Origin of the sequence: Curtobacterium sp. NPDC089689 (assembly GCF_044749145.1) — a bacterium.
Lineage (GTDB): Bacteria > Actinomycetota > Actinomycetes > Actinomycetales > Microbacteriaceae > Curtobacterium.
Genome location: NZ_JBIVHJ010000001.1, coordinates 329,118 through 352,024 on the forward strand (window position 1 = coordinate 329,118; position 22,907 = coordinate 352,024).

A 22,907-nucleotide genomic window follows, 5' to 3' on the forward strand; every position below is an offset into this window, starting at 1 on the left:
CCGTGGTCGTCGCCGGTGTCGTCCTGATCGTGCTCGCCCTCGCGGTCGTCGTCCTCGCGCCGCGCGTCCTGACCCGTTCGGCCTGGACGATCGACCACCCCCGCACCGCGCTCGTGTCGTGGTCCGTCGCGGTGCTGCTCGGCGTCGCGGGCTTCGTCGCGGGCATCGCGCTCGTCGTGCTCGCGAACCGTCCGCTCACCGATCCGTTCGGCCTGGCGGCGTCGCCGTCGCACGGCCTCAACGTCGGGGTCGCCCTCGTCGCGGTACTCGCGTTCGTCGTCGCGGTCCGCGTGCGGCCCGGTCCGGAGCACGACGCCGTGCGCGAGGCGATGCGCTCCGGCTCCGCCCCGCACCGCGAGATCGCGGGTGTCCCGGTCGCGCTGGTCGAGGCCGACCACGCACTCGCGTGCGCGGTCCCCGGCCGCGCCGGCGGGGTGCTCGTGAGCACCGGGCTCGCGGACCAGCTCCGCACGGACGAACTGGAGGCCGTGGTCGCCCACGAGCGTGCCCACCTGTCCCAGCACCACGCGGTCGCGGTCGCGGTCGCCGAGTCGATCGAGCGTGCGGTCCCGTGGGTGCCCGGTGCGCGCGCCATGGCGCGCTCGACGCGCGTCCTCGTCGAGTTCGCCGCGGACGACGCCGCCGCCCGGCGGCTCGGCCGCGACGCAGTGCGCCGGGCGGTGCTCGTGGCGGACGGGACGAGCGCGCTCGGGGTGATCCGCGCCTCCAGGCTGGAGGGTTAGGGTGGCGGCACCGTGAAGCCACTGACCGAAGCAGACATCCGCTCGTCGTTCGTCAACGCCACCCCGGAGGAGCTCGAACAGCTGCCCATCCCGGGGCTGCACGAGATGCTCTGGGACGAGCGCGAGTTCCTCGGGTGGCGCGACCCGCAGGCCGCGCGTCGCGGGTACATCGTGTCCTGGATCGACGACCGTCCCGTCGGCATCGTCGTCCGGTCCGCCGGCGGCTCGCTGCGTCCGGGCATCGCGGCGATGTGCTCGTTCTGCCACTCCCCGCAGCCGGCGACGCAGGTGCGTCTCTTCTCCGCGGCCCGCGGTGGGGAGTCCGGTCGGAACGGCAACACCATCGGGTCGTACATCTGCGAGGACCTCGGCTGCTCCATGCTCATCCGCACGGCGCCGCCGCACCTCAACCCGCCGGCGACGATCGCGATGCGCGGCGAGGCGCTGCTGCGTCGGGTCCGCAGCTTCACCGAGGACGTCGCGAAGACCGCGTAGTCGGCACAGCGCTGGGCTGCACCGACCACGCGGTCGGCACGTTCACTGCTGGATGAACGCGAGGATGTCCCGGTTGAGGACGTCGGCGTGCGTCGTGAGCAGGCCGTGCGGGTACCCCTCGTAGATCTTCAGCGTCGCGTCCTGCAGCAGCTCGGCCTGCTTGACGGAAGCCGCCCGGTACGGCACCACCTGGTCGTCGTCGCCCTGCAGGACGAGCACGGGCACGGTGATCGCCCGGAGGTCCTCGGTCTGGTCGGTCTCCGAGAACGCCTTGATCCCCTCGAGGTGGGCGAGCGCGCTGCCGGTCATGCCCTGCCGCCACCAGTTCGCGACGACCGGCTCGGACAGCTCGACCCCGGGGCGGTTGTACCCGTAGAACGGGCCGGACGCGACTGCCTGGAAGAACTCGGCGCGGTTGGCCGCGAGGGCCTCGCGGAAGCCGTCGAACACCGAGATGTCCGTGCCCTCGGGGTTGTCCTCGGTCTTGAGCATGAGGGGCGGCACCGCGGCGACGAGCACGGCCTTCGCCACCCGGCCCTGGGGCTGGCCGTACTGCGCGACGTAGCGGGCGACCTGGCCGCCGCCGGTGGAGTGGCCGACGTGGACCGCGTCGTGCAGGTCGAGGTGCTCGACCACGGCCGAGACGTCGCTCGCGTAGTGGTCCATGTCGTGGCCGGTGTCGATCTGCGAGGAGCGCCCGTGCCCGCGGCGGTCGCTCGCGACGACGCGGAAGCCCTGGGACAGGAAGAAGAGCATCTGCGCGTCCCAGTCGTCGGACGACAGCGGCCATCCGTGGTGGAACACGATCGGCTGGGCGTCGTGGCTGCCCCAGTCCTTGTAGTAGATCTCGGCGCCGTCGTCGGTGGTGATGAAGGCCATGCGTTCGTCTCCGGTCTCTCGTTCGGTGGTGGTCGGTGGGTCAGCCGAGCTCGGCGATCGCCGTCGTGATGACCTCGGTCACCTCGGCGGGGTGCGAGTGCATCACGAGGTGCGGGGCGTCGAGCTCGACGACGGAGCGCAGGCCGGCGCGTTCGTACCCGAAGCGCTCGACGTCCGGGTTGATGGTGTGGTCCGCGGCGGAGACGATGCCCCAAGCCGGCTTGGTCCGCCAGGCCGTCACGGACGCGGGCTCGCCGAACGCCACCGCCGAGAGCGGTCGCTGCGACACCGCGAGGACCTCCGCGGTCGCCCGGTCGATGCCGGCGGCGAACACGTCCGGGAACGCCTGGACGACGACCGACACGTCGGTGCCGGGCTCGCCGCCCTCGACCGGGTACGGCGCGTACACGAGGTTCTGCGCGAGGTCCGAGTCCGGGAAGCCGCCCTGCAGCTGCGCCAGGCTCTCCCCCTCCTCGAGCGCGTAGCCCGCGACGTAGACGAGGCCCACGACGTTCTCGGCGACCCCGGCGACGGTGATGACGGCGCCGCCGTAGCTGTGGCCGACGAGGAGCACGGGTCCGTCGATCTGCTCGACGACGGCTCGGATCGCGGCCGCGTCACCCGACAGGCTCCGGTTCGGCACGGCCGGGACGCGGACGGTGAAGCCCCGGTCGAGCAGGAGGCGGGTCACGGGCGCGAAGCTCGCGGAGTCGGCGAAGGCTCCGTGGACGAGCACGATGGTGGGCGACGTCATGGTGGTGCATCCTCTCGTCGGTGCGGATGCGAGTGACGCTAGGGGTGCTGTGCCGGGCTGTCGTGCCCCTGCGAGTACCCGGCTCGGTACCGCGCGAGTCGGCTGCCGTCGGTGGGCGTCGTCACGCCGTCGCGCGGCCGTTCGGCGAGGCCGTCGCTGCGGTCGGTGTCGCGGTCGGCGCCGCGGCCCTCGCCGCTGTCGGCGCGTCGGCCCTCGCCGCTGTCGGCGCGTCGGCCCTCGCCGCTGTCGGCGCGTCGGCTGGCTCCGCGACCGGCTCGCAGCTCGGCGAGCGCCCGTTCCCCGAGGCTCCCCGGCGCGCCGTAGCAGACGAGCGTGTACAGCCCGGGGTGCGCCTCGAGCACCTGCCACCGCAGGTCGACCCAGCCGTGGTCGGGGAAGAAGTTCGGAGCACGACCGGACGTCATCGGGTGCGCCTCGTGCCGACGCCACAGGTCGGCGAAGTCCTCGTCGTCGAGGAGCAGCGCGATGATCTCCTGCCAGCGCGGGTCGGAGGGGTTGCCGTAGTAGCGCAGGCGGGAGACGGTCGTCCGCGCCCCCTCGACCCACGAGGGCAGCGCCCGGACCTCGGGCGGCGCCTCGAACTGCATGAGACCGAGGTTGTTGCCGATCTCCATGTACCCGGGAGCGACGGCACGCATCAGGTCGTTGAGGACGAGGACGTCCTGGTTGCGGTCGATGATGTACGCCGCGGTGTGGTCCCAGAGCGTGATCATCTCGACGAGGTCCGGCGGAGGCGCCTCGCCCCGGTGGACGTCGTACACGGCCTCGGCGCCGGGGAGCGCCAGCCGCTGCAGGTAGGCCACGCCCGACCGGTCGAGGCGCAGCGCCCGGGCGAGCGACGCGCACACCTGCAGGGACATCTGGTGCCCGCTGCCCTGCTCCAGTCGGCGGTAGTACTCGACGCTGATGCCCGCGAGGCGGGCGACCTCCTCGCGCCGGAGCCCGGTGACGCGTCGCCGCGGATCGACGGGCAACCCGACGTCGTCCGGCGCGAGCGCCGCACGACGCGCACGGAGGAAGCTCGCGAGGGCGCTCTGCTCGTGCTGTCCGCGAGAGGTCTCCACGGTCCGATTCTCCCGGCTCCTGCCCGCCTCGCGCGACCGGTACCGACGTCGGGCGATACGCACCCGCGTCACGGGGACGAGCCGGGCCCCCGGACGGTCGGGGGTCGCCGGTACGGTGACGGCATGCCGTCCCGATTCACCGCCGCACGATGGGCCGTCGTGTCCGACGACGGCGACGGCCGCTGGCGGCTGACCGTCACCGACGAGGCCGACGACGAGCTCGGCACGATCGGGCTGGGCGTCGAGGGTTCCTGGGAACCCGACGTCGAACCGCACGTGCGGTTCGTGCTGGTGCAGCTCGGTCTCGAGCTCGCCGGGTCGCGGCCCTGGCACGACGACGAGCTCGGTCACCACCGGGCGCCGGTGCTGCCGCTCGCCTGACGGGAGCGACCGACGCCGAGCCGACGCGGACACCGCGCGCGGCTCCTCGGTCGCCGCGCGCGGCTACTCGGTCGCCGCGACGAAGTTCCGCAGGATCTCGCGATCGTCGTCCGCCCGCGTCGCCCAGGACAGCTCGCTGCGGTGCTCGCTGCCCGCGAGCGGCAGGAGGGACACGGTCGACGGTGCGGCGAGCGCGGCGCTCTCCGGGACGACCGTGACCCCGAGCCCCGCGCCGACCAGGTGCAGCACCGTCGCCCACGTCGTGGCCTCCTGCACGACGGTGGGGCGACGGCCGCCAGCCGTCACCGGCGCGAGGTTCCGTTCGGTCGCGAGCGCGCCGGCCTCGGCCGGGAAGAACACGAACGGGTCGTCGACGAGCTCGGGCCCCTCGACCTCCGACCGGCCCGCGAACCGGTGCGTGGTGGGGACGGCGGCCACGAACCGCTCGCTCCGGAACGGCAGCAGCCGGACGCCCGGATCCGGGTCGGGGTCGCGGACCACGGCGAGGTCGAGCTCCCCCCGGAGGATCCGTGCGACGAGGTGCGACGTGTAGCCCTCGGTCAGCTCGACCCGGACGAGCGGGAAACGCTCCCGGAACGCCTGCACCCGCTCGATCGGGCCGAGGGGCAGCGCGGACACGACGAAGCCGACGTCGAGTCGCCCGACTTCTCCACGGCCGACCCGCACCGCTTCGTCCAGGTCCCGCGCCGCCTGCTCGAGCAGCGACCGCGCGCGACCCTGCAGCACGCGGCCGGCAGGGGTGAGCGCGACGCTCCGCGAGGTCCGGACGAACAGGTCGATGCCGAGCTCCCGCTCCGTCCGCCGGATCTGCTGCGACAGCGCGGGCTGGGCCATGTGCAGGACGGCCGCCGCGCGTCCGAAGTGCAGTTCGTCCGCGACCGCGAGGAACGCGCGGAGTTGGCGGAGGTCGACATCCATGCACGCAGCGTATCGATCTGCGAGAACGAGTATTGGACCTGACCGGACCGGGTGCCGATCATGGATGCATGCCCGACACCACCGCTCCCGCCACGGTCACGATCGCCGACCTCGCCACGCAGGTCGACGCCGAGGCGTTCCGCACCCTCAACGAAGCGTGGATCACCCGGTTCTTCGCACTGGAGGACGAGGACCGCCGGTACCTCGGGGACCCGCTCGGCCACATCGTCGAACCTGGCGGCGCGGTGCTCGTGGCGCGGCTCCGCTCGGACGGCGCCGAGACCGTGATCGGCTGCGTCGGCCTCGCCCCCACCGCACCCGGCGAGTACGAGCTCGTGAAGATGGCCGTCTCCCCGGACCACCAGGGGCACGGCACGGGTCGTCGCCTCATCGCCGCGGCGTTGGACCGGGCGCGGGGGCTCGGCGCCCGCCGGGTCGTCCTCGAGAGCAACTCCGGGCTCGCGAGCGCCGTGCACCTGTACGAGTCGTTCGGCTTCCGGCACCTCGAACCGCACGAGGTCGCGCCGAGTCCGTACGCCCGCGCCGACGTCCACATGCGACTCGACCTCGCCTGACCCCGCGGTCCCCCTCGGGGGACGAACCCGCCGTCCACCTGACGACGCCTCACCACCGGCCGATAGCGTCGGCGGAGATGCGCATCCACGAACGGGCCGAGGCCGACCAGGACGCCCTGGTCGAGGTCCTCTGGCGCGCCCACGTCTTCGGCTACCCCGCCGTCTGGCCGGACGATCCTGCCCGCTGGCTGGCGCCGACGGGGCTCCGCGCCGCCTGGGTCGCCGTCGTCGACGACCGGGTGGTCGGGCACGTCGGCATCGCCGTCCCGGCACCGGGCCGCATGCCCGAGGTCACACGGCTCTTCGTCGACCCGGACCACCGCGCTCGGGGCATCGCCGACGCGCTGCTCGACGCCGCGGAGCAGTCGGTGCCCGGCTCGCACCTCCGGCTCGACGTGACCGAGGACGCCACCGGCGCCTGGCGGCTCTACGAACGGCGCGGCTGGTGCCTGACGGGCCGCGGACCGGCGGACTGGTGCACGCCGTCGGGCGAGGTCCCCACCCTCCGCTTCTACGCGAAGCGCATCGGCTGAGCGGGCCGTCCGGCGTGCCGGTCGTTCGGTACGCTCACGGCATGGCGACGTACGAGGTCCAGGCCGTCCGTGAGCGCGGCGTGTGGCAGGTGTTCATCGACGGGCTGCTCGTCACCGAGGTCACCCGCTGGCCGTCGGTCGGTCCCGTGGCGCGTGAGTTCCTCGCGATGGACCGCGACGACGACCTGAAGATCCGCGTGGTCGGTCGCAACCAGTACATCGACGACGACCCCGGCGAGGCCTGAGGCGCCGCGCCGCCCACGAGACTCGGGGCCCCGCCCACGAGACTCGGGGCACGGCCCACGAGACTCGGCGTGAGCGACGTCGCTCGCGCTCCGGAGCACGAGACGCGTCGCTCACCGCGAGTCTCGAACCCCCACCACGGCTCGGCCGGCCCGGCCCGCCGCCGGCCGGCCGCGACTCACGCCACGTGCCAGACGAGCCCCTCCTGCGTGCTCGACGGGTACGCCGCCGCGATCCGGAACACCGCCTCGCGCAGGGTCTCCGGTGAGCACGCGAGGTTGAGCCGTGCGAACCCCCGCCCCTGCGACCCGAACCCCAGCCCCGAGTTCAGGGCGACGTACGCGTGCTCCCGCAGCGGCACCGCCGGGTCGTCCCCGAGCCCGATGCCCCGGAAGTCGAGCCACGCCAGGTAGCCGGCACGCGGACGGGTGTACACCACCCCGGGCAGGTGCTCGGCGAGCAGCGACCCGAGCAGCCGTTCGTTCGCGACGATCCGCGCGACGACGTCGTCGAGCCACCCGGTCGCGAGGGTGAATGCCGCCGTGTTCGCGTGCAGCCCGAGGATGCTCGTCCGGCAGGCGACCTCCTCCCACAGGGTGTCGAGGAGCGCCGCGGTCCGATCGTCCCCGGCGACGATGACCGAGCACTTCACACCCGCGAGGTTCCACCCCTTGCTCGCACTCGTCACGCACACGCTCCGGGCACCGAGCGGCTCCGCGACCATCGCGAACGGGGTGAACCGCACGCCCGGGTGGGTGAGCGGCGCGTGGATCTCGTCGCTGATGACGAGCACGTCGTACCGCGCGGCCAGTTCGGCGAGCGCCACGAGGTCGGCGCGGTCGTGCACGAGGCCGACCGGGTTGTGCGGGTTGCAGAGCAGGAACACCTCGACGCCGTCGGCGAAGGCCCGCTCGAGACCGGCGAGGTCGAGCCGGTAGTCGCCCCACTGCTCGAGGAGCGGCACCTCCTCGACCTGACATCGAGCCTCCTCCACCAGCTCGAAGAACGGCGGGTAGACCGGCGGCGTGATCGCGACCCTGCCACCGTCTGGCAGCGCCAGCCGCAGCGACTCGACGATGCCCACGCTCACGTCCGTCGCGAGGTACACCCGCCCCGGGTCGACGTCCCAGCCCCAGCGGTCGCGCGCGAACCCGGCGAACGCCGGCGCGAGCGGCCCGGGCCCGTCGAGGTACCCGAGGTCGGACTGCTGCACCCGCTCGATGAGTGCCTGCCGGATCTCCGGCGCCACCTCGTGGTCCATCTCGGCGACGAACAGCGGCAGCACGTCGGGTGCGTACCGCGTCCACTTGATGCTCGTGCGGACCCCGCGGAGGTCCCCGACCGGGTCCTGCTCGTCGTGCGCCATGCGTCCCAGGATGCACCGGGCTGGAGGCGCGGCGCGACTCCCGACGTCATCCTGCGTCGCGTGGGCACGCACCCTGGGCCCCCGCAACGGTCGCCGCCTACTGTCGGCGGCATGAGCACGAGCACCGCCGACAAGGCGTCCACCCTCAAGCAGCTGCACGAAGCCCCCGAGATCCTCCGCGTCGTCAACGTGTGGGACGCGATCAGCGCGAAGGTGGTGAGCGATCTGCCGGAGACGCGGGCGATCGCCACCGCCGGACACTCGATCGCCGCGAGTCACGGCTACGACGACGGCGGCATGCCCCTCGACCTCGCCCTCGCCGGCGCCGCGACCGTCGCAGCCGCCACTGACCTGCCCGTCACCGCCGACCTCGACGACGGCTACGAGGACCCCGCCGAGACGATCCGCCGCGCGATCGGCGCCGGCATCGTCGGCGCGAACGTCGAGGACCGCCTGCGACCCTTCGACGAGGCCGTCGCGCGGGTCGCGGCGATCACCGCCGCAGCCGAGGCCGAGGGCATCGCCTTCCAGCTCAATGCCCGCACCGACGCCATCGCCCGCGGCGGTGACCGTCCGATCGACGAGAGCATCGAGGACGCCATCGCCCGCGGGAAGGCGTTCCTCGACAACGGTGCCGCCCTCGTGTTCGTCCCGGGAGCGATCCAGCGCGACGTCGTCGAGCGGCTCGTGGACGGCCTCGGTCGGGGCAAGCTCTCCGTGATCGGCCTGCCGGGTGCCCTCCCCGCAGCCGAGTACGAGGAGCTCGGCGTCGCCCGCATCTCCTACGGCCCGCTGACGCAGCGCGTCGCGCTCCGCGCGCTGCGCGACCTCGCGACCGACCTGTACGGCGGTGGCGTCGTGCCGGAGGACACCCCGGCCCTCAACTGAACCGGCTGACGGCCGGGAGGCGCGGTGCGGGCCCGCACCGCGCCTCCCGGCCGCCTCGCCGTCTGCGCTACCGTCGTGCCGTGACCACCGACGTCGACGCCCTGTTGGCCCCGCCGTCCGCCGTCGCCGCTCGCGCGCTCGACGTCGTGCGCGCATGGTCGGCGCCCGCACTCGCCAACCACTGCCTCCGCTCCTGGGCGTGGGCGACGGTCATCGCCGACGCCTCCGGGCTCGAGCCGGACCGCGAGCTGCTGTTCGTGTCGGCGATGCTGCACGATCTCGGCGTCACGCCGTCGTTCGACGCGCACGCGGTGCCGTTCGAGGACGCCGGCGGCGCTGTCGGCTCGGTGTTCGCCCTCGGCGCGGGGTGGGACGCGGCTCGGGCCCGCCGTGTCGGCGAGGTCATCGAGCGGCACATGTGGACCTCGGTGGACCCGGACGTCGACGTCGAGGGGCACCTGCTCGAGGTCGCGACGTCGCTCGACGTGTCCGGCGCGGGGTTCGACCTCGTGCCCGACGCCGTGCTCCGCGCAGTGACCGCCGCGGTCCCCCGTCTCGACTTCTCCAGCGCCTTCGACGGGCTCGTCCACGAGCAGGCGGAGCGCAAGCCGTCATCCGCGGCCGCACGACTCGACGGCTCGGGGAACGTCGCCGTCGGTGGAGCACGCTGGGACGCGTTCCTGGCCTGAACCTGGACTTCTCCCCGAGTCCGCCGTATAGTGTCTCGTTGGTGCACTGCAGCGAACCCATCTGACTCGCGCACACCGACCGTCTCGACACCGATCCAACCGGGATCGCATTCCTCCGAGACCACCCTCGTCCAGACGGACGAGTCGCACGTCGACACACGACGTGCGCGCCAGCGGGCAACCGCGGACGACCCGGACCACGATGTCCGGGCGCGGCCGGCGGACACCGCGACGGCGCCGAACGACTGAGAAAGACCAGCACCATGAACACGAACACCACCGTCGGCAACGACCGACTCAGCATCATCGGGACCGCACTCGCGGCGCCCGTCACCACGCCTGACAACATCGCCGAGTTCCCCGTCCGCGACGTCTGGACCGGCCGTGAGTACCTCGTCCGGATCGACGCCGACGACCTCGGGCTCTTCGTCACCGCCGGTGCCCGCATCGAGGTGCGCGGCGAGGCGGGCTGGACCATCCCCGGGCGGTCCTGGCGCGGCGAGGCCAGCCGGACCATCCTGCAGGCGCAGGACGTCGCGGCCGGTGAGCTCCTGCTCGCCGCCTGATCGCCCACTCCTCGAAGCGCGTCGCCGGTCCGCCGGCGGCGCGCTTCGTCGTGTGCGGCCTCAGCGGCCGGAAGGCCCGTCCGCGCCGACGAACCGAGGGCGGCCATCCGCGTCGAGGGGGCGCGCAACGCCAGCCCGGCCTGCGGCGTCACGCAGGCGACGGATGAAGTCCGGGTCTTCCGGCTCGAGCACGTCGTCCGGAGCCGGAGTCACGACGAACTCGGAGGCCGGTCCGATGAGGAGTGTCGTCCGGATCCGAGCACCGTCGAAGCCCACCGACGGCACCGCGACCGAGTCCGTCCGAGCGTTCGCGCCGAGCACTGCCGCGTAGTCCATCACCGCATCCGCGATGAGGTCACCCGTCATGATGTCGACGCCTTCGTAGCTGATGTACTTCACGCTGTCCCCCTCCGTTGCCCGTGACGGTACGGACGGGACCCAGAACTGCAAGGGAGATCCGCGCATGCGGGCCAGGGTGTACCCCGACCTCACGGGGTCCGGGTCTACTGTCCGTTTCACGACCGCGGCACCTACGCGGCGGAACAGGGAGCCGAGATGCCGAACCGTCTGGAGTGGGTCAGGGACGCCGAGGACCACTGGAAGGTGTCGTTCGGCGCTGACCCGTTGTGCGAGGTCACCCGTGCGCGGCAGTACGTCGTCTCATCGCCCGACCGCTCGATCCGCGGTGCACACTCGTCGCTCGAAGGTGCCCGCGCGCAAGTGCAGGCGTGGGTGCGTTGGAGCGGGCGCTAGGAACATCCCCCGGCTGACCTGGCGGACTGTCGCGGTATAGTCCCTCGCTATGGGAGGGACACATGCGCACTGAGCGAGCGGCCGAGCTGATCCGGTCCGCCCGCCGCGACGTTGGGATGTCGCAAACAGCGCTCGCTGCTGCAGCGGGCATGCAGCAGCCCACGATCTCCGCGTACGAGAGCGGGCGGCAACAGCCCCGCGCAGAATCGCTCGAACGCATCCTCCGCGCCGCTCAGACCAGGCCGAGCATCCCGCTCAGCGTGTACGCGGACGAGATCATCGCTGTGGCCGCCGAACACCACCTCGTCAACGTTCGAGTCTTCGGCTCGGCAGTCCGCGGTCACGACACTCCGGCCAGCGACATCGACCTCCTCGTCGGGCTCACGCCGGAGGCGTCACTGTTCGACCTCGGAGGCTTCGCCCACGCCGTCGAGGAGATGACCGGCTTCGACGTGGACCTGTTGACGGACGACATCGACGAGGACCCGCACTTCGCACACGTCCTGACCGAAGCCGTGCCGCTGTGACCGATCGGTTCCGCCCCGCTCCTCGATCCGAACCCGAGCAACGACACGAGCGCTGGTCAGCGCTGCAAGAAGCCTTCCTCGACCTCCTCGCCGAGTGCTCCGACATCGTCGAGCACGGCCGGCCCGCTTTTGACGCTCCGCGCAGCCTGACGTACCGAGCTGCAGAGGCCGTGGTGATCCACTTCGACGACCTCGTCGGCAGACTCCCCGACGATCGAGCTGCTCGGCTGCCCGAGGGGTTGTCGCTCGCAGCGGTCCGCCGGACCCGGAACATCCTGTCGCACGACTACCGGAAGGCGAAGAAGGACATCGTCTGGGACGTGATCGAGCACCGCATCCCCGGCGTCATCCTCGCGGTCCTCGACTGAGCTTCGGCCTCCGCGCTCAGTACTCGCCCTTGATCACGAAGTACGAGCCGCGGATCGTCCCCGCCAGCTTCGACCGCTGCCGCACGAACCTGAACTTCTCGGCGAGTTCCTCCGGCACCTCCATGCCGTCGGACAGCTTGAAGCCGACCGCACGTTTCCCGCCCGGTTCGAGCGTGTAGAGGACGTTGATCGACAGACCGGACGCGTAGAAGACGTAGGTCCACCGGACGCCCTCGACCTCGAACTCGGTGGCCTCGAGCGGCGTCGACGCGATCTCGATGTCCCGCTCCCGGAGCACCCGGGCGACGTACTCGACGAGGTCCGGGACATCGACCGCCCGCTCGGTCGTGAACTCGAGGTCGTACTTGTTCTTGAAGTACCTCGCCTCGTTCGCCCGGAGGCCGGCGAGCGCGTCCGCCACGGGGGACGACTCCAACCCGACGGTGGACACGTTGACGAAGTCGACGACGTACGACATGGCGCCTCCTGGCTGTTCGGTGATCAGCGTCAACCTAGCGCTGCTGCGCAAGCGAGCGCCACGCCGACGAGACCGTCGGCGTCACCGGACGGGGATCGCCAGGTGGCAAGAGCACGACCCGTGCGACGTCCTCGACACCCTCGACCGCCGCGACCGGCCCGCTGACCGACACGACGGCGATCCGCCCCCGGTGCCGGAAGTCGATCGGTGTGCCGTCGCTCGCGCGGTCGACGCGGACGTCGAAGTCTGACCATCCGAGTACTTCGGACACCGACACGCCGCACTCCTCGTCCAGCTCACGGCGAAGCGTGTCGACGTCCGTCTCCCCGGGCTCGGGCGACCCTCCGGGCAGGTCGAGCCAGCCCGTGTACGGACCTCGAGCCTTCTCGACCGTCACGAGCTGGCCGTGCTGCAGCCATGCGCCGTACACGCCGAAGTGCTCGTGGACCGCCACCCGTCAGACCAACTTCTCGAACACCATCGTCGCCTGGATGCGGTCACCCCCGCCGAACCCGGTGCTGCCCGAGGACGACGTCGTGATCGTGTGGAGGCGGTAACCGAGTGCGGCCTGTGCGTTGATCGACCGCTCGAGTTCCGTGAGGTTGCCCGACCCGGTCCCGAAGAACTTCTCCTTGAGCACGACCTGCAGCACGACGTAGCTCATCCCCGTCGGCGCCGGGCGTGCCTGCCCACCGGCGGACGCCTCGGCCTGGATGCGTCCGATCATCCCGCCGATCCCCGGTGCGGGTGCGGCCGGGGGCTGCACCTGCTCCGTCCACGCTGTGCCGTCCCACCACCGCATGGTGCCGGACCCGTCGTCGTACCAACCCGCCTGCGTGTTCGTCATGCGCTCATCCTGGCCGAGCCCGGCGACGCCCCGCACCGTCCAGAACGGGGGTCCGACCGATCCATACTGGAGGGGTGACGACACTGCGAGGCACCCTGCGTTCGACCGACACCCGCGAGGCCGAGGGCAGCGGCGACACCATCGGCGATGCACGAGAGGCTGCGATCGCGGCGCTCGACCTCGACGGGTTCCAGCTGCTCCAGGTCAACACCGTGACGAGCAAGGCGACGGGCGAGTCCACTGTGAAGGCGATCGCCCGCTCGACCGCGCTCCGGCCCCACGAGGCGACGGGGGCGAACTACGACGCCGCGCTGGCCGCGTACCGGAGCACCGTACCCGAGGGCTGGCAGGCACAGAACATGCACGAGGTCGCCGAGTAACGATCCCGCGCGATCAGTTGTTGAAGCGGAACTCCACCACGTCGCCGTCCTGCATGACGTAGTCCTTGCCCTCGATCCGGGCCTTGCCGTGCGCACGAGCTTCGGCGATCGAGCCGGCCTCCATGAGGTCCTCGAACGAGATGACCTCGGCCTTGATGAAGCCCTTCTCGAAGTCGGTGTGGATGACCCCGGCAGCCTGGGGCGCCTTCCAGCCCTTGCCGATCGTCCACGCCCGCGACTCCTTCGGACCGGCCGTGAGGTAGGTCTGCAGCCCGAGGGTGTCGAACCCGATGCGTGCAAGCTGGTCGAGCCCGGACTCGGTCTGCCCGGTCGACTCGAGGAGCTCGGCGGCGTCCTCGGGGTCGAGGTCGATGAGCTCCGACTCGATCTTCGCGTCGAGGAACACGGCCTGCGCGGGGGCGACGAGCGCGGACAGCTCGGCCTTGCGCGACTCGTCGGTGAGGATCGACTCGTCGACGTTGAACACGAAGATGAAGGGCTTCGCGGAGAGCAGCCCGAGTTCGGCGATCGGCGTCAGGTCGATCGAGGTCGCGGACAGCAGCGTCCCCTGCTCGAGCGCGGCCTTCGCCTCACGGGCGGTGTCGAGCACGATCGGCTCGGCCTGCTTGAGCTTCACGGTCTTCTCGTACCGGGGCAGTGCCTTCTCGATGGTCTCGAGGTCGGCGAGGATCAGCTCGGTGTTGATGACCTCGAGGTCGTCCTTCGGGGAGACCTTGTTCGCCACGTGCACGACGTCGTCGTCGGCGAAGCCGCGGACGACCTGCGCGATGGCGTCGGCCTCTCGGATGTTGGCGAGGAACTTGTTGCCGAGCCCCTCACCCTCGCTCGCACCCTTCACGATGCCGGCGATGTCGACGAAGGACACCGGCGCGGGCACGGTCTTCTCGGAGTTGAAGAGCGTCGCGAGCTGGTCGAGCCGCGGGTCGGGCAGGTTCACCACGCCGACGTTCGGCTCGATCGTCGCGAACGGGTAGTTCGCGGCGAGGACCTGGTTCTTGGTCAGGGCGTTGAACAGGGTCGACTTGCCGACGTTCGGGAGACCGACGATTCCGATGGTGAGAGCCACGGGAGGACAGCCTACCGGCGGCGGCCCGCCGGGGCCGACCCTGGGCCTCCAGTCCGGATGGTCATGTGGCCGTCACGACCACGCGACCCGGCCTGGAGGCGCGCCACGCGCCCGACCGTCGTGTCACCCACCAGGGTGGCCGGGTCTGCCGCGGCGCGGCCGGGCCGGTCAGGCCCGGCGACCCCGCGCGACCAGCAGCGCACCGAGGGCGACCACGGCCGACGCGAGCATGACGACGGCGAGCGGGGCGGCCGTGGCCGATCCGCCGATGCTCACGAGCGGGGACACGAGTGCCGCGAGGCCGAACTGGAGCGCGCCGAGCACGGCCGATGCACTGCCGGCAGCGGCGGGCACGGCACCGAGGGCGAGCGCGGTGGCGTTGCCGAGCACCAGGCCGAGCGAGCCGACGGCGGTGAACAGCGGCACGGCGAGCCAGATGGCCGGGGCGCCGGTCGCCACGAGGAGCGCGAAGGCGACGGTCGACGCCAGCACGAGCAGGATCCCGAGGCCGAGGACACCCGCGACCGATCGCGTCGCGGTGAGCTTCGCGGACAGGATGCTGACGCCCATGAGGGCGAGGGCGTTCAGCCCGAACGCGAGGCCGTAGCCGACGGTCCCGAAGCCGATCATGTCCTGGTACAGGAACGGTGACGCGGAGATGTACGCCATCATGGCGGCGAACGCGAACCCGAACACGGCGGTGTTGGCGAGGAAGGCACGGGAACGCAGCGCCCGCAGGCCCGAACCGGACCCCCGGCGTTCCGCTCGGAGCGCGTCGCGGCGCTCCTGCACGTGGGTCTCGCGCACGACGGCGAGCACGGCGACGAGCATCACGACCGACAGTCCGAGGACGATCGTGAGCAACCCGCGCCAGCCGATCGGTCCGGTGAGGAGGCCACCGAGCAGCGGTGCGACGACCGGCGCCACACCGCCGACGATCATCATGAGGGAGAACGCGCGCGCCGCGGCCTTCCCGGTCGCGAGGTCGGAGATCACGGCGCGGCTGATCACCATGCCGGCCGCTCCGCCGAGGCCCTGCAAGAGGCGGGCGGCGATGAGGACACCGATGTTCGGTGCGAACACCGCGGCGAGGCTCGCGACCACGCACAGCGCGGCGCCGGCGACGAGCGGGGGCACGCGGCCGAACCGGTCCGAGAGCGGGCCGAAGACGAGCTGCCCCGCGGTGACCCCGACGAGGAAGGCGGTCAGGGTGAGCTGCACGGCGGTCGCACTCGCACCGAGCTCGATGGTCATCCTCGGGAACGCCGGCAGGTACAGGTCGGTGGCGAAGGGCGCGACTGCGCTGAGCAGGCCGAGCACGAGGAGCAGAGCGGCGGTGATGCCCTGCTGAGCGGTCGTGGGTGTCGCGGCGTGCGCGCGGATGGTTCCGGTGTCCGTGATCATTGTTATGAAAGCATAACTGATTGAGACGCTCGGTACAGTACGGCCATGCCCTCCCAGGTGACCGACCGGCAGCTCGCCGAGCTCGCGGACGTCGTGCTGCGGATCTCCCGCGAGATCGACCCGCACGGCCCGCACCCGCTCGACATCGTGCCGCTCACCGGGACGGAGGCGATCGTCATGCGCTGGGTGGCGCGCAACCCGGGGACCTCTCCGAGTGCCACCGCGGACGCGACGGCCCTGCAGCGCAGCAACCTCAGTGCCGCCCTCCGCTCGCTCGTCGCCAAGGGCATGGTCGAGCGGCGGCAGCACCCGTCCGACGCCCGCACGGTGCAGCTGCTCCCGACGGAGGTCGCGGCGGAGAGCATCGAACGCCTGCACGAGCACTGGGCAACGACGATCCGGAACGCACTCGGCGGCGACGAGCACGGCACGACGGAGGCGCTCGCACTGCTGCAGCGGATCGACGAGGGGCTGCGGCGGGGCTGAGGCCACGCCGGGCCCTGGCTGCGGCCGGGTCGGAGCCGGCAGCCGCAACGCCGAGGTCCTGCGCAGCCGATGTCGGAGCCCCGTGCGACGATCGGACCCGTGCCGTTGAACTTCACCGCGATCGACTTCGAGACCGCGAACAGCTCCCCCGCGAGCGCGTGCTCCGTCGGGCTCGTGAAGATCCGCGCAGGCCGAGTGGTCGAGCGCGCCTCGTGGTTCATCCAGCCGCCGAACGGGCACGACACCTTCCTCGAGTGGAACACCCGCATCCACGGCATCGTCGCGTCGGACGTCGTCGGCGCCAAGGGCTGGGCGGAGCAGTACGCCGACATCGTCGCCTTCGCCGACGGCGACGTCCTGGTCGCGCACAACGCCCGCTTCGACATGGGGGTGATCGCCGGCGGCTGCGCCGCCACCGGGACCCCCCTCAGCGAGCACCACTCGCTGTGCTCTCTGCAGGTGGCGCGGAAGACCTACACCCTCGACTCGTACCGGCTGCCGATGGCCGCTCGGGCCGCGGGGCACGTCGGCTTCGCTCACCACGACGCCGCGGCCGACGCGGAAGCCTGCGCCGCCATCGTCGTGCACGCCGCCGAGCTGCACCGCGCCGACACGGTCGAGGCTCTCGGCGCCGCCACCCGCGTGCACCTCTCCCCGGTGCGGCCGCGTGAGGACAAGCCCCGGGCAGCCGCTCCGCAGCCGAGGCTCTCCCGTCGGCCGATGGTCTTCTCGGACTGACGGCGAGTCGGCTTCCCCGGTCCCGGGCAGCCCCGGTGGTATTGTCACGACAATCCCTGGCGGCAGCGGTGCCGCGCTCGATCTCCCCGAAGGACGCCGATGACCAACGAAGGCCAGCTGCCGTCCGACCTGTTCATGGACCTGGACCGGTCGGGTCCGATGCCCCTGTACTTCCAGGTCGCGTCGCGCATCGAGGAGGCCATCCGCTCCGGCGCGATGCCCCCCGGCGCTCGACTGGAGAACGAGATCGCACTCGGTGAACGGCTCGGGCTGTCCCGGCCGACGATCCGGCGCGCCATCCAGGACCTCGTCGACAAGGGTCTGCTCGTGCGCCGTCGCGGCATCGGCACGCAGGTCGTGCACGGTCCGGTCACCCGCAAGGTCGAGCTGACGAGCCTCTACGACGACCTCGCACAGGGGTCGCAGGCGCCGACGACGAAGCTCCTCGTCCGCGACGACGTACCCGCGACGGACGCGGTGGCCGAGGCGCTCGGGGTCGAGCCCGGCACGGTGATCCCGCACATCCGCCGGGTCCGGTTCGCCGAGGACGTGCCGATGGCCATCCTCGAGAACTTCCTCCCGCCGGAGTTCAGCGACATCACCGACGAGGACCTCGCGGCGCACGGCCTCTACCAACTGCTCCGCGGACGCGGGGTGACGATGCGGGTCGCGAAGCAGCGGATCGGCGCCCGGGCGGTCACCGACGACGAGGCCTCGCTGCTCGAGATCGAGGACGGCGACCCCGTGCTGACGATGAGCCGGACGGCGTACGACGCGTCGGGGCGCGCGGTGGAGTACGGGGTGCACTGCTACCGGCCGGACCGCTACTCGTTCGAGGTCACGCTCGTCGACAAGTAGACGACGCGGCACCACCCCGTCAGGCCAGGGACGGGACGCCGAGCTCGCCCGTGACGTACTGCGCGCGGCCGAACCCGAAGGACCAGTCCTGCGGCCCGTTCTCGACGTAGCCGATGAAGACGTCCTCGCTCGCGACGCCGACCTCGGCGAGACGGTCGTGGACCGCGGCGTACAGCGCCTGCTTCGCCTCGTCGGAGCGTCCGCGTTGGGTGAACACCTGGATCATGACGACACCCTCGGTGCGCTCGAACCCGAGCCCGGCGTCCTCGGCGATGATCTGCTGCGCCGGGTGCTCCGTGACGATCTGGAAGCGGTCGCGCTCCGGGATGCCGTACTCGTCGACGACGGCGGTGTGGATCGCGTCGGCGATCGCACGGACGGCTTCGGGGGTGCGACCGGCGGCGAGGTCGATTCGAACGAGCGGCATGGTTCCTCCAACGGTCGAACTTTGTAAGGACAATCTAACAAAGGTGCGTCACTGAAGCAACCACGGAACGGCCTGGAGGCACGGTGCCAGCGTGCACCGTGCCTCCAGGCCGTCGGTGGTGCGTTCTAGAGCACCGGGGTCGCCGCGGAGTACGTCAGCGCCCCGTCGACCTGCGCGACGTCGTGCCAGGCGCCGTCGCGGAGCGACGCCTCGGCCGCTTCGACGATGCTCGCGGTCGCCAGTCCGTCGGCGACGGACGGCGCGAGCTGCTCCCCGCGTCGCACGCTCGCGACGAACTGGGCAGCCTCGATCGTCTTGAGGTCGTCGTAGCCCATGGCCGTGCCGGCTCCGGGCTGGAACCGGCCGAACTCGCCGTCACCGGGGGCGACGTAGTGGGTGGCGTACCCGTCGACCTCCTGGCCGTCGAGGTACACCTCGAGCTCGTTCAGCCGCTGGAAGTCCCACCGGACCGAGCCCTTCGTCCCGTAGACCTCGAGCGCGTACTCGGCGTGCGGGCCGCGCATCACCCGGCTCGAGTCCATGGTGCCGACCGCGCCGTCCTCGAAGCGGAACAGGAGCGCGGCGTAGTCCTCGTTCTCCACCGGGCCGTGTTCACCCCTCGCAGCGGCCGAGCGGTCGACGATCCCCTGCCCCGGTCGGGGCCTCGTCTCGATGAAGGTCTCGGCGAGGGCGGTCACGCTCGCGATCCGACCGACGACGTACTGCGCGAGGTCGAGCCCGTGCGAGAGCAGGTCGCCGAGGACGCCGGACCCTGCTCGTTCGCGTTCGAACCGCCAGGTCAGCGGGGCGTCCGGGTCGGACGAGTAGTCGGCGAGGAGCGCCCCTCGGACGTTCGTGATCCGGCCGAGCCGCCCGCTCCGGACGAGCTCGCGTGCCCGCTGGATCGCTGGGGCGTGCCGGTAGTTGAAGCCGACGCTCGTGACGACCCCAGCCGCCCGAACGGCGTCGTGGATCGCGCGGGAGTCGCTCGCGTACCGGCCCATCGGCTTCTCGATCCAGAACGGTTTCCCGGCCTCGGCCGCGGCGACGGCGACCTCGCGGTGCAGGAAGTTCGGCGCGCAGATCGACACGACGTCCACCTCGGGGTCGGTGAGGACCTCCCGGTACTCGGCGACGGCGCGTTCGTAGCCGAGCCGGGTCGTGGCCTGTTCGCGTGCGGCGTCGATCGGGTCGGCCGCGACGACGAGCCGCGGGTGGACGCCGAGTTCCGGGAAGTGGTCCGGGAGGGCCCGGTACGCGCGGGAGTGCAGTCGGCCCATCCAACCGACCGAGACCAGCCCGACGCCGAGCGTGTCCGTGGCGGTGCTCACGCGGCCGGGACGATGATGTCGCGGACGAGGGCGTCGAGCTTCGCGTCGGCGTCGAGGAACTGCCGGAGCGTCGTCACGGTCGCGCCGAAGCGGTCGAACTCGTCGATCGTCATCCCGTCGACGTCGTAGCCGCGGGCGAACTCGGGCGTCGCCGCACGCAGCGCCGCGATGACCTCGGCCGGGACCTCGTCGTCGATCGCGTCCGGGCGCCACGGGAACGCGTTGTCGTTGATGTCCTTCGACCACTGGAACGGCGGCGACACGACGAGGTCCCCGCCCTGGAACTCCGACCACTGCAGCGGGTTCCGGAACGCCGCCACGAGCACCCGTGAGCGGAAGCCGCGCTCCTGGAACACCCGGTAGGCGTTCTTCACCGCGGCCACCCCGGCCCACTCGAGGATCCCCGGGTCGACCATGACGTGGTCACGCTTGACGACGGTCTTCAGCCAGTCGTCGAACCGGCCGGCCATGAGCGTGACGACGTGACCGAACTCCTGCTCGGGCAGTCCGTCGGCGGCGCGTCGGTCGAGGGCACGCTCGATGGCCTCACCCACCGCGACGACCTGCGGCACCGTGAACGACACGGTGGCGTTGATCGAGACACCGCGGTACGCGGCCTCCTCGATCGCGGCGATCCCGGTCTTCATCGCGGGGATCTTCACGATGATGTTCGGCGCGAGCCGCGAGAACCGCACGGCCTGGTCGACGAGTGCGTCGGCGTCCCGGTGCAGCCGCGGGTCGGTCTGCATCGACAGTCGGCCGTTGCGCCCGCCCGACGCCTCGAACGCGGGCAGCAGCTGCTCCGCGGCGGCGATCGAGAGCTCCTCGACCGCCTTCCACCCGATCCAGGTCTCCCCCGCGGTCGGGTGCTCGGCGGCGATCTCGCGGATCCGCGGCACCCACCGCTCCGGGTCCTGCTGGATGCAGGTGAAGGCGATCACCGGGTTGCACGTCGCTCCGACCGCGCCGTACTCGTGGATCGCGGTCGACAGCTCGCGCGGGTCGGCGGAGTCGTTCCAGAGCGCGGTCGGGGTCCGTTCCGCGGCCTGCAGGGTCACCGGACGGGTGTCCGTCCCGGTCCGGTCGGTCGACGTCTCGAGCGTGGTGGTCATCGGGTCAGTCCCTTCGTGATCGCGTCCAGCTGGAAGCGGGACACCGCATCGGCGTTCTCGTCCTCGGCGAAGACGCTGGACACCGCGACCGTGTCGTCGCGGTCGGTGAACCCGATGCGGGCGAGGCCGGCCCAGAACGCGTCGAAGTCGACGTCGGCCTGACCGACCGGCAGGTGCTGGTGCACGCGCGCGGTGTTGCCGGGCGGGTTCGAGATGTAACGGAGGCCGTGCGACCGGGTGTGGTCGAACGCATCGGCCACGTGGACGAGCTGCAGCGAGTCACCGGCGGCGTCCATGATCGCGTCCATGTTCCCGCCGTAGTGGAACGTGTGACAGGCGACGTAGACGAACCCGACGTGCTTCGAGTTGAGGCCGCGGATCACCCGGAGCGCCTCGAGCCCGTCCTCGACGAAGTCATCGGGGTGCGGGTCGATGAGGACACGCAGGTCCGAGGACTCGATGATCGGCAGGAGCTCCTCCATCGAGCGGTAGAAGGCGTCCTCGGACTCCTCGGCGCGTTCGGGACGGCCGGAGAACTCGGTGTTGATGGTGTCGACCCCGAGTCGTTTCGTGATCTCGATGACGCGCTTCCACTTCGTCACCGCCGCCTCGCGGGCGTCCCGGTCGGGGCCGGACCAGCGGAGCACCGGGAGCACACTCGCCACCTGGACCCCGGCGTCACGGCACGCGGCGGCGAACGCGTCGACGAGGTCGTCGTCCGCCTTGGGGTGCCGGTAGAACGGGATGAAGTCCCGGTGCGGGGTGAGCTGGAGGTACTCGTACCCGAGGTCCGCAACCTTCCGCGGGAACTCGAGCAGCGACAGGTCGTGGTGGAACGGCGTCGGGTCGAGGGCGATCTTCGGCATGCGTCAGGCTCCGGCGAGCGCGTCGACGACGCCGTCCGCCGTCGCCGTGTCCGTCGCGTAGAAGGCGGGCTTCGCGGTGGCGTACGTGACCTGCTCGAGCGCACCCGACTGCTGGGCGCGGACCGCGACCTCGGCCACGACGGACGCCGTGTAGCCGTCCCAGGCGCTCGGGCCGTCGATCCCACCGGTGCGCGCGGCGTCGACCCAACGCTGGACCTCCTCGTCGTACGCGGCGCCGAACCGCTCGACGAACGACGGCGTGACGCCCTGGCCGGAGACGCCGGCGGACACGACGTTCATCGCGGTCTCGCGGCCGATGTACGCGACGCCCGACTCGAACACGGCGTCGGTCGTGACCTGGTAGCCGAACTGCGCGTTGACGTTGATCTCGACGATCGCCATCGTGCCCGACTCCGTGGTGAACAGCACGAATTGCGGCTCGGGCAGGTCCGCCGGAGCGAGTGAGTTCTTCCGCGGCTTCTTCACCTCGACGGACACGATCGGCTCGCCGGTGAGGAACGGGATGATGTCGATCTCGTGGATCACGGAGTCGTGGATGAGCATCGACTCACTGAAGTGCGGCGGCGTCGTCGGGTTCCGGTGTGCGTGGTGCAGGGCGAGCAGGGCGCCGTTCGCACCGGACTCGCGGAGGGCCTTGAGCTCCTGGTAGCCCTTGTCGAACCGACGCATGAACCCGACCTGGATCCGCGGACGGTCGGACCGCGCCTGCTCGAGCTCGACGATGCGGAGGGAGTCCTCGGCGCTCGTGGTGAGGGGCTTCTCGCACAGCACGGCGAGCCCGCGCTCGATCGCCGGGACGAGGACCGGCTCGTGCAGGAAGCCCGGCGTCGCGACGATGACCGCGTCGATCGGCGTGGCGTCGAGGGCGTCCTCGAACGACGCGGCGGTGATCGCGCCGGGTGCCTTCTCGGCAGCGGCCGTGGCGCGCGCCGTGTCCGGGTCGACGATGGCGACGACGTCGGCGCCGGCGATCGTGGACGTGATGCGACGGACGTGGTCGCTGCCCATCGCGCCGGCACCGACGACGGCGACGCGGAGGTTCTCGGTGGTGCTCATGGGGTTCTCCTGGTTGGACGACTGGTGGTGGA

32 protein-coding genes are annotated in these 22,907 nt (G+C 71.6%); 16 read left to right on the forward strand and 16 right to left on the reverse strand.

Annotation, left to right across the window (positions count from 1 at the left end; genetic code table 11):
• The first annotated feature begins 2 nt into the window (after positions 1–2).
• Together ACIPYW_RS01505 and ACIPYW_RS01510 are read left to right on the forward strand one after the other, a co-directional pair.
• A complete protein-coding gene (locus ACIPYW_RS01505; RefSeq protein ID WP_400410159.1) occupies positions 3–743 on the forward strand; it encodes a M56 family metallopeptidase in 741 nt (246 codons plus the stop codon).
• A 12-nt stretch (positions 744–755) separates the two neighbouring features.
• Positions 756–1,238, forward strand: a complete 483-nt coding sequence (locus ACIPYW_RS01510; protein WP_400410161.1) for an FBP domain-containing protein — start codon at positions 756–758, stop codon at positions 1,236–1,238.
• Positions 1,239–1,280: 42 nt separating this feature from the next.
• Here the strand turns inward: ACIPYW_RS01510 and ACIPYW_RS01515 are convergent, their stop codons facing one another.
• The 3 genes from ACIPYW_RS01515 to ACIPYW_RS01525 are packed head-to-tail and all read right to left on the reverse strand — an operon-like array spanning position 1,281 to position 3,956.
• Positions 1,281–2,117: an alpha/beta fold hydrolase gene (locus tag ACIPYW_RS01515; protein ID WP_400410163.1), complete on the reverse strand. Its 837-nt coding sequence runs from the start codon at positions 2,115–2,117 to the stop codon at positions 1,281–1,283.
• 40 nt (positions 2,118–2,157) lie between these two features.
• Positions 2,158–2,871, reverse strand: coding sequence for an alpha/beta fold hydrolase (locus ACIPYW_RS01520; RefSeq protein ID WP_400410165.1), 714 nt, complete (start codon positions 2,869–2,871; stop codon positions 2,158–2,160).
• Between the two features lie 38 nt (positions 2,872–2,909).
• On the reverse strand, positions 2,910–3,956 hold the full coding sequence (locus ACIPYW_RS01525) for a helix-turn-helix transcriptional regulator (protein WP_400410167.1): 1,047 nt from the start codon (positions 3,954–3,956) through the stop codon (positions 2,910–2,912).
• 123 nt (positions 3,957–4,079) lie between these two features.
• On the opposite strand from ACIPYW_RS01525, the gene ACIPYW_RS01530 reads away from it, so the two are divergent.
• Entirely contained in the window at positions 4,080–4,337 is a 258-nt protein-coding gene (locus ACIPYW_RS01530; protein WP_400410169.1) for a hypothetical protein, read from the forward strand.
• A 63-nt stretch (positions 4,338–4,400) separates the two neighbouring features.
• On the opposite strand, the gene ACIPYW_RS01535 is transcribed toward ACIPYW_RS01530, so the two are convergent.
• The gene (locus tag ACIPYW_RS01535) at positions 4,401–5,276 is read right to left on the reverse strand and encodes a LysR substrate-binding domain-containing protein (protein WP_400410170.1); all 876 of its coding nucleotides are present in this window, start codon (positions 5,274–5,276) and stop codon (positions 4,401–4,403) included.
• A 68-nt stretch (positions 5,277–5,344) separates the two neighbouring features.
• On the opposite strand from ACIPYW_RS01535, the gene ACIPYW_RS01540 reads away from it, so the two are divergent.
• From ACIPYW_RS01540 to ACIPYW_RS01550, 3 genes are all read left to right on the forward strand, one after another.
• A complete protein-coding gene (locus ACIPYW_RS01540) occupies positions 5,345–5,851 on the forward strand; it encodes a GNAT family N-acetyltransferase (RefSeq protein WP_400410171.1) in 507 nt (168 codons plus the stop codon).
• 77 nt (positions 5,852–5,928) lie between these two features.
• Positions 5,929–6,384 carry a GNAT family N-acetyltransferase gene (locus ACIPYW_RS01545; protein ID WP_400410172.1) on the forward strand — a complete coding sequence of 152 codons (456 nt, stop codon included), beginning with the start codon at positions 5,929–5,931 and terminating at the stop codon, positions 6,382–6,384.
• A gap of 41 nt (positions 6,385–6,425) precedes the next feature.
• The gene (locus ACIPYW_RS01550; protein ID WP_400410174.1) at positions 6,426–6,629 is read left to right on the forward strand and encodes a hypothetical protein; all 204 of its coding nucleotides are present in this window, start codon (positions 6,426–6,428) and stop codon (positions 6,627–6,629) included.
• A gap of 176 nt (positions 6,630–6,805) precedes the next feature.
• Here the strand turns inward: ACIPYW_RS01550 and ACIPYW_RS01555 are convergent, their stop codons facing one another.
• On the reverse strand, positions 6,806–7,993 hold the full coding sequence (locus ACIPYW_RS01555; RefSeq protein WP_400410176.1) for a MalY/PatB family protein: 1,188 nt from the start codon (positions 7,991–7,993) through the stop codon (positions 6,806–6,808).
• Between the two features lie 111 nt (positions 7,994–8,104).
• Here ACIPYW_RS01555 and ACIPYW_RS01560 point away from each other — a divergent pair, with 111 nt between their 5' ends.
• From ACIPYW_RS01560 to ACIPYW_RS01570, 3 genes are all read left to right on the forward strand, one after another.
• The gene (locus ACIPYW_RS01560; RefSeq protein ID WP_290132544.1) at positions 8,105–8,881 is read left to right on the forward strand and encodes an isocitrate lyase/phosphoenolpyruvate mutase family protein; all 777 of its coding nucleotides are present in this window, start codon (positions 8,105–8,107) and stop codon (positions 8,879–8,881) included.
• A gap of 80 nt (positions 8,882–8,961) precedes the next feature.
• Positions 8,962–9,570, forward strand: a complete 609-nt coding sequence (locus tag ACIPYW_RS01565) for an HD domain-containing protein (protein WP_400410178.1) — start codon at positions 8,962–8,964, stop codon at positions 9,568–9,570.
• Positions 9,571–9,833: 263 nt separating this feature from the next.
• Positions 9,834–10,136, forward strand: coding sequence for a hypothetical protein (locus ACIPYW_RS01570; protein WP_400410180.1), 303 nt, complete (start codon positions 9,834–9,836; stop codon positions 10,134–10,136).
• Between the two features lie 60 nt (positions 10,137–10,196).
• Here the strand turns inward: ACIPYW_RS01570 and ACIPYW_RS01575 are convergent, their stop codons facing one another.
• Complete coding sequence (locus ACIPYW_RS01575; protein WP_400410182.1) at positions 10,197–10,535, reverse strand: hypothetical protein; 339 nt, start codon at positions 10,533–10,535, stop codon at positions 10,197–10,199.
• Positions 10,536–10,691: 156 nt separating this feature from the next.
• Between ACIPYW_RS01575 and ACIPYW_RS01580 the strand changes: the two genes are divergently transcribed.
• The 3 genes from ACIPYW_RS01580 to ACIPYW_RS01590 all read left to right on the forward strand — a co-directional run bounded on the left by ACIPYW_RS01580 (position 10,692) and on the right by ACIPYW_RS01590 (position 11,784).
• Positions 10,692–10,889 (forward strand): hypothetical protein, encoded by a 198-nt coding sequence (locus ACIPYW_RS01580; RefSeq protein ID WP_058724911.1) that lies wholly within the window; start codon positions 10,692–10,694, stop codon positions 10,887–10,889.
• Between the two features lie 62 nt (positions 10,890–10,951).
• Positions 10,952–11,416, forward strand: coding sequence for a helix-turn-helix domain-containing protein (locus ACIPYW_RS01585; RefSeq protein WP_400410184.1), 465 nt, complete (start codon positions 10,952–10,954; stop codon positions 11,414–11,416).
• Positions 11,413–11,784: a HepT-like ribonuclease domain-containing protein gene (locus tag ACIPYW_RS01590; protein WP_400410186.1), complete on the forward strand. Its 372-nt coding sequence runs from the start codon at positions 11,413–11,415 to the stop codon at positions 11,782–11,784. Before ACIPYW_RS01585 ends, ACIPYW_RS01590 begins: the two co-directional genes overlap by 4 nt.
• Before the next feature lie 16 nt (positions 11,785–11,800).
• Here the strand turns inward: ACIPYW_RS01590 and ACIPYW_RS01595 are convergent, their stop codons facing one another.
• The 3 genes from ACIPYW_RS01595 to ACIPYW_RS01605 are packed head-to-tail and all read right to left on the reverse strand — an operon-like array spanning position 11,801 to position 13,109.
• Entirely contained in the window at positions 11,801–12,262 is a 462-nt protein-coding gene (locus ACIPYW_RS01595) for a phage tail protein (RefSeq protein WP_400410187.1), read from the reverse strand.
• Positions 12,263–12,296: 34 nt separating this feature from the next.
• On the reverse strand, positions 12,297–12,716 hold the full coding sequence (locus ACIPYW_RS01600) for an NUDIX domain-containing protein (RefSeq protein ID WP_400410189.1): 420 nt from the start codon (positions 12,714–12,716) through the stop codon (positions 12,297–12,299).
• A 3-nt stretch (positions 12,717–12,719) separates the two neighbouring features.
• Positions 12,720–13,109, reverse strand: coding sequence for a DUF2510 domain-containing protein (locus ACIPYW_RS01605; protein WP_400410191.1), 390 nt, complete (start codon positions 13,107–13,109; stop codon positions 12,720–12,722).
• 74 nt (positions 13,110–13,183) lie between these two features.
• On the opposite strand from ACIPYW_RS01605, the gene ACIPYW_RS01610 reads away from it, so the two are divergent.
• Complete coding sequence (locus ACIPYW_RS01610; protein ID WP_400410193.1) at positions 13,184–13,489, forward strand: hypothetical protein; 306 nt, start codon at positions 13,184–13,186, stop codon at positions 13,487–13,489.
• Positions 13,490–13,502: 13 nt separating this feature from the next.
• Here ACIPYW_RS01610 and ychF read toward each other — a convergent pair whose 3' ends face one another.
• Complete coding sequence (gene ychF, locus ACIPYW_RS01615; protein ID WP_290132556.1) at positions 13,503–14,576, reverse strand: redox-regulated ATPase YchF; 1,074 nt, start codon at positions 14,574–14,576, stop codon at positions 13,503–13,505.
• Between the two features lie 168 nt (positions 14,577–14,744).
• A complete protein-coding gene (locus ACIPYW_RS01620; RefSeq protein WP_400410195.1) occupies positions 14,745–15,980 on the reverse strand; it encodes a multidrug effflux MFS transporter in 1,236 nt (411 codons plus the stop codon).
• Positions 15,981–16,025: 45 nt separating this feature from the next.
• Between ACIPYW_RS01620 and ACIPYW_RS01625 the strand changes: the two genes are divergently transcribed.
• The 3 genes from ACIPYW_RS01625 (at position 16,026) to ACIPYW_RS01635 (ending at position 18,062) form a co-directional block, all read left to right on the forward strand.
• Positions 16,026–16,466 (forward strand): MarR family winged helix-turn-helix transcriptional regulator, encoded by a 441-nt coding sequence (locus ACIPYW_RS01625; RefSeq protein ID WP_400410197.1) that lies wholly within the window; start codon positions 16,026–16,028, stop codon positions 16,464–16,466.
• Between the two features lie 99 nt (positions 16,467–16,565).
• Entirely contained in the window at positions 16,566–17,204 is a 639-nt protein-coding gene (locus tag ACIPYW_RS01630; RefSeq protein ID WP_400410199.1) for an exonuclease domain-containing protein, read from the forward strand.
• Between the two features lie 99 nt (positions 17,205–17,303).
• On the forward strand, positions 17,304–18,062 hold the full coding sequence (locus ACIPYW_RS01635) for a GntR family transcriptional regulator (RefSeq protein ID WP_400410201.1): 759 nt from the start codon (positions 17,304–17,306) through the stop codon (positions 18,060–18,062).
• Between the two features lie 19 nt (positions 18,063–18,081).
• Here ACIPYW_RS01635 and ACIPYW_RS01640 read toward each other — a convergent pair whose 3' ends face one another.
• The 5 genes from ACIPYW_RS01640 to ACIPYW_RS01660 all read right to left on the reverse strand — a co-directional run bounded on the left by ACIPYW_RS01640 (position 18,082) and on the right by ACIPYW_RS01660 (position 22,875).
• Positions 18,082–18,489 carry a tautomerase family protein gene (locus tag ACIPYW_RS01640; RefSeq protein WP_400410203.1) on the reverse strand — a complete coding sequence of 136 codons (408 nt, stop codon included), beginning with the start codon at positions 18,487–18,489 and terminating at the stop codon, positions 18,082–18,084.
• A gap of 125 nt (positions 18,490–18,614) precedes the next feature.
• Entirely contained in the window at positions 18,615–19,820 is a 1,206-nt protein-coding gene (locus tag ACIPYW_RS01645; RefSeq protein ID WP_400410205.1) for a Gfo/Idh/MocA family protein, read from the reverse strand.
• A complete protein-coding gene (locus ACIPYW_RS01650) occupies positions 19,817–20,932 on the reverse strand; it encodes a transaldolase family protein (protein ID WP_400410207.1) in 1,116 nt (371 codons plus the stop codon). The genes ACIPYW_RS01645 and ACIPYW_RS01650 overlap by 4 nt, the downstream gene beginning before the upstream one ends.
• On the reverse strand, positions 20,929–21,798 hold the full coding sequence (locus tag ACIPYW_RS01655; RefSeq protein WP_290132564.1) for a sugar phosphate isomerase/epimerase family protein: 870 nt from the start codon (positions 21,796–21,798) through the stop codon (positions 20,929–20,931). Before ACIPYW_RS01655 ends, ACIPYW_RS01650 begins: the two co-directional genes overlap by 4 nt.
• A 3-nt stretch (positions 21,799–21,801) precedes the next feature.
• Positions 21,802–22,875 carry a Gfo/Idh/MocA family protein gene (locus ACIPYW_RS01660; protein WP_400410209.1) on the reverse strand — a complete coding sequence of 358 codons (1,074 nt, stop codon included), beginning with the start codon at positions 22,873–22,875 and terminating at the stop codon, positions 21,802–21,804.
• Between the last annotated feature and the right edge of the window lie 32 nt (positions 22,876–22,907).

Coding starts and splice junctions, on each gene's coding strand:
- ACIPYW_RS01515 (WP_400410163.1), bottom strand. CDS start 2,117: ATGGCCTTCATCACCACCGACGACGGCGCCGAGATCTACTACAAGGAC.
- ACIPYW_RS01520 (WP_400410165.1), bottom strand. CDS start 2,871: ATGACGTCGCCCACCATCGTGCTCGTCCACGGAGCCTTCGCCGACTCC.
- ACIPYW_RS01530 (WP_400410169.1), top strand. CDS start 4,080: ATGCCGTCCCGATTCACCGCCGCACGATGGGCCGTCGTGTCCGACGAC.
- ACIPYW_RS01535 (WP_400410170.1), bottom strand. CDS start 5,276: ATGGATGTCGACCTCCGCCAACTCCGCGCGTTCCTCGCGGTCGCGGAC.
- ACIPYW_RS01540 (WP_400410171.1), top strand. CDS start 5,345: ATGCCCGACACCACCGCTCCCGCCACGGTCACGATCGCCGACCTCGCC.
- ACIPYW_RS01545 (WP_400410172.1), top strand. CDS start 5,929: ATGCGCATCCACGAACGGGCCGAGGCCGACCAGGACGCCCTGGTCGAG.
- ACIPYW_RS01550 (WP_400410174.1), top strand. CDS start 6,426: ATGGCGACGTACGAGGTCCAGGCCGTCCGTGAGCGCGGCGTGTGGCAG.
- ACIPYW_RS01555 (WP_400410176.1), bottom strand. CDS start 7,993: ATGGCGCACGACGAGCAGGACCCGGTCGGGGACCTCCGCGGGGTCCGC.
- ACIPYW_RS01560 (WP_290132544.1), top strand. CDS start 8,105: ATGAGCACGAGCACCGCCGACAAGGCGTCCACCCTCAAGCAGCTGCAC.
- ACIPYW_RS01570 (WP_400410180.1), top strand. CDS start 9,834: ATGAACACGAACACCACCGTCGGCAACGACCGACTCAGCATCATCGGG.
- ACIPYW_RS01580 (WP_058724911.1), top strand. CDS start 10,692: ATGCCGAACCGTCTGGAGTGGGTCAGGGACGCCGAGGACCACTGGAAG.
- ACIPYW_RS01585 (WP_400410184.1), top strand. CDS start 10,952: ATGCGCACTGAGCGAGCGGCCGAGCTGATCCGGTCCGCCCGCCGCGAC.
- ACIPYW_RS01595 (WP_400410187.1), bottom strand. CDS start 12,262: ATGTCGTACGTCGTCGACTTCGTCAACGTGTCCACCGTCGGGTTGGAG.
- ACIPYW_RS01605 (WP_400410191.1), bottom strand. CDS start 13,109: ATGACGAACACGCAGGCGGGTTGGTACGACGACGGGTCCGGCACCATG.
- ACIPYW_RS01620 (WP_400410195.1), bottom strand. CDS start 15,980: ATGATCACGGACACCGGAACCATCCGCGCGCACGCCGCGACACCCACG.
- ACIPYW_RS01625 (WP_400410197.1), top strand. CDS start 16,026: ATGCCCTCCCAGGTGACCGACCGGCAGCTCGCCGAGCTCGCGGACGTC.
- ACIPYW_RS01635 (WP_400410201.1), top strand. CDS start 17,304: ATGACCAACGAAGGCCAGCTGCCGTCCGACCTGTTCATGGACCTGGAC.
- ACIPYW_RS01640 (WP_400410203.1), bottom strand. CDS start 18,489: ATGCCGCTCGTTCGAATCGACCTCGCCGCCGGTCGCACCCCCGAAGCC.
- ACIPYW_RS01650 (WP_400410207.1), bottom strand. CDS start 20,932: ATGACCACCACGCTCGAGACGTCGACCGACCGGACCGGGACGGACACC.
- ACIPYW_RS01655 (WP_290132564.1), bottom strand. CDS start 21,798: ATGCCGAAGATCGCCCTCGACCCGACGCCGTTCCACCACGACCTGTCG.
- ACIPYW_RS01660 (WP_400410209.1), bottom strand. CDS start 22,875: ATGAGCACCACCGAGAACCTCCGCGTCGCCGTCGTCGGTGCCGGCGCG.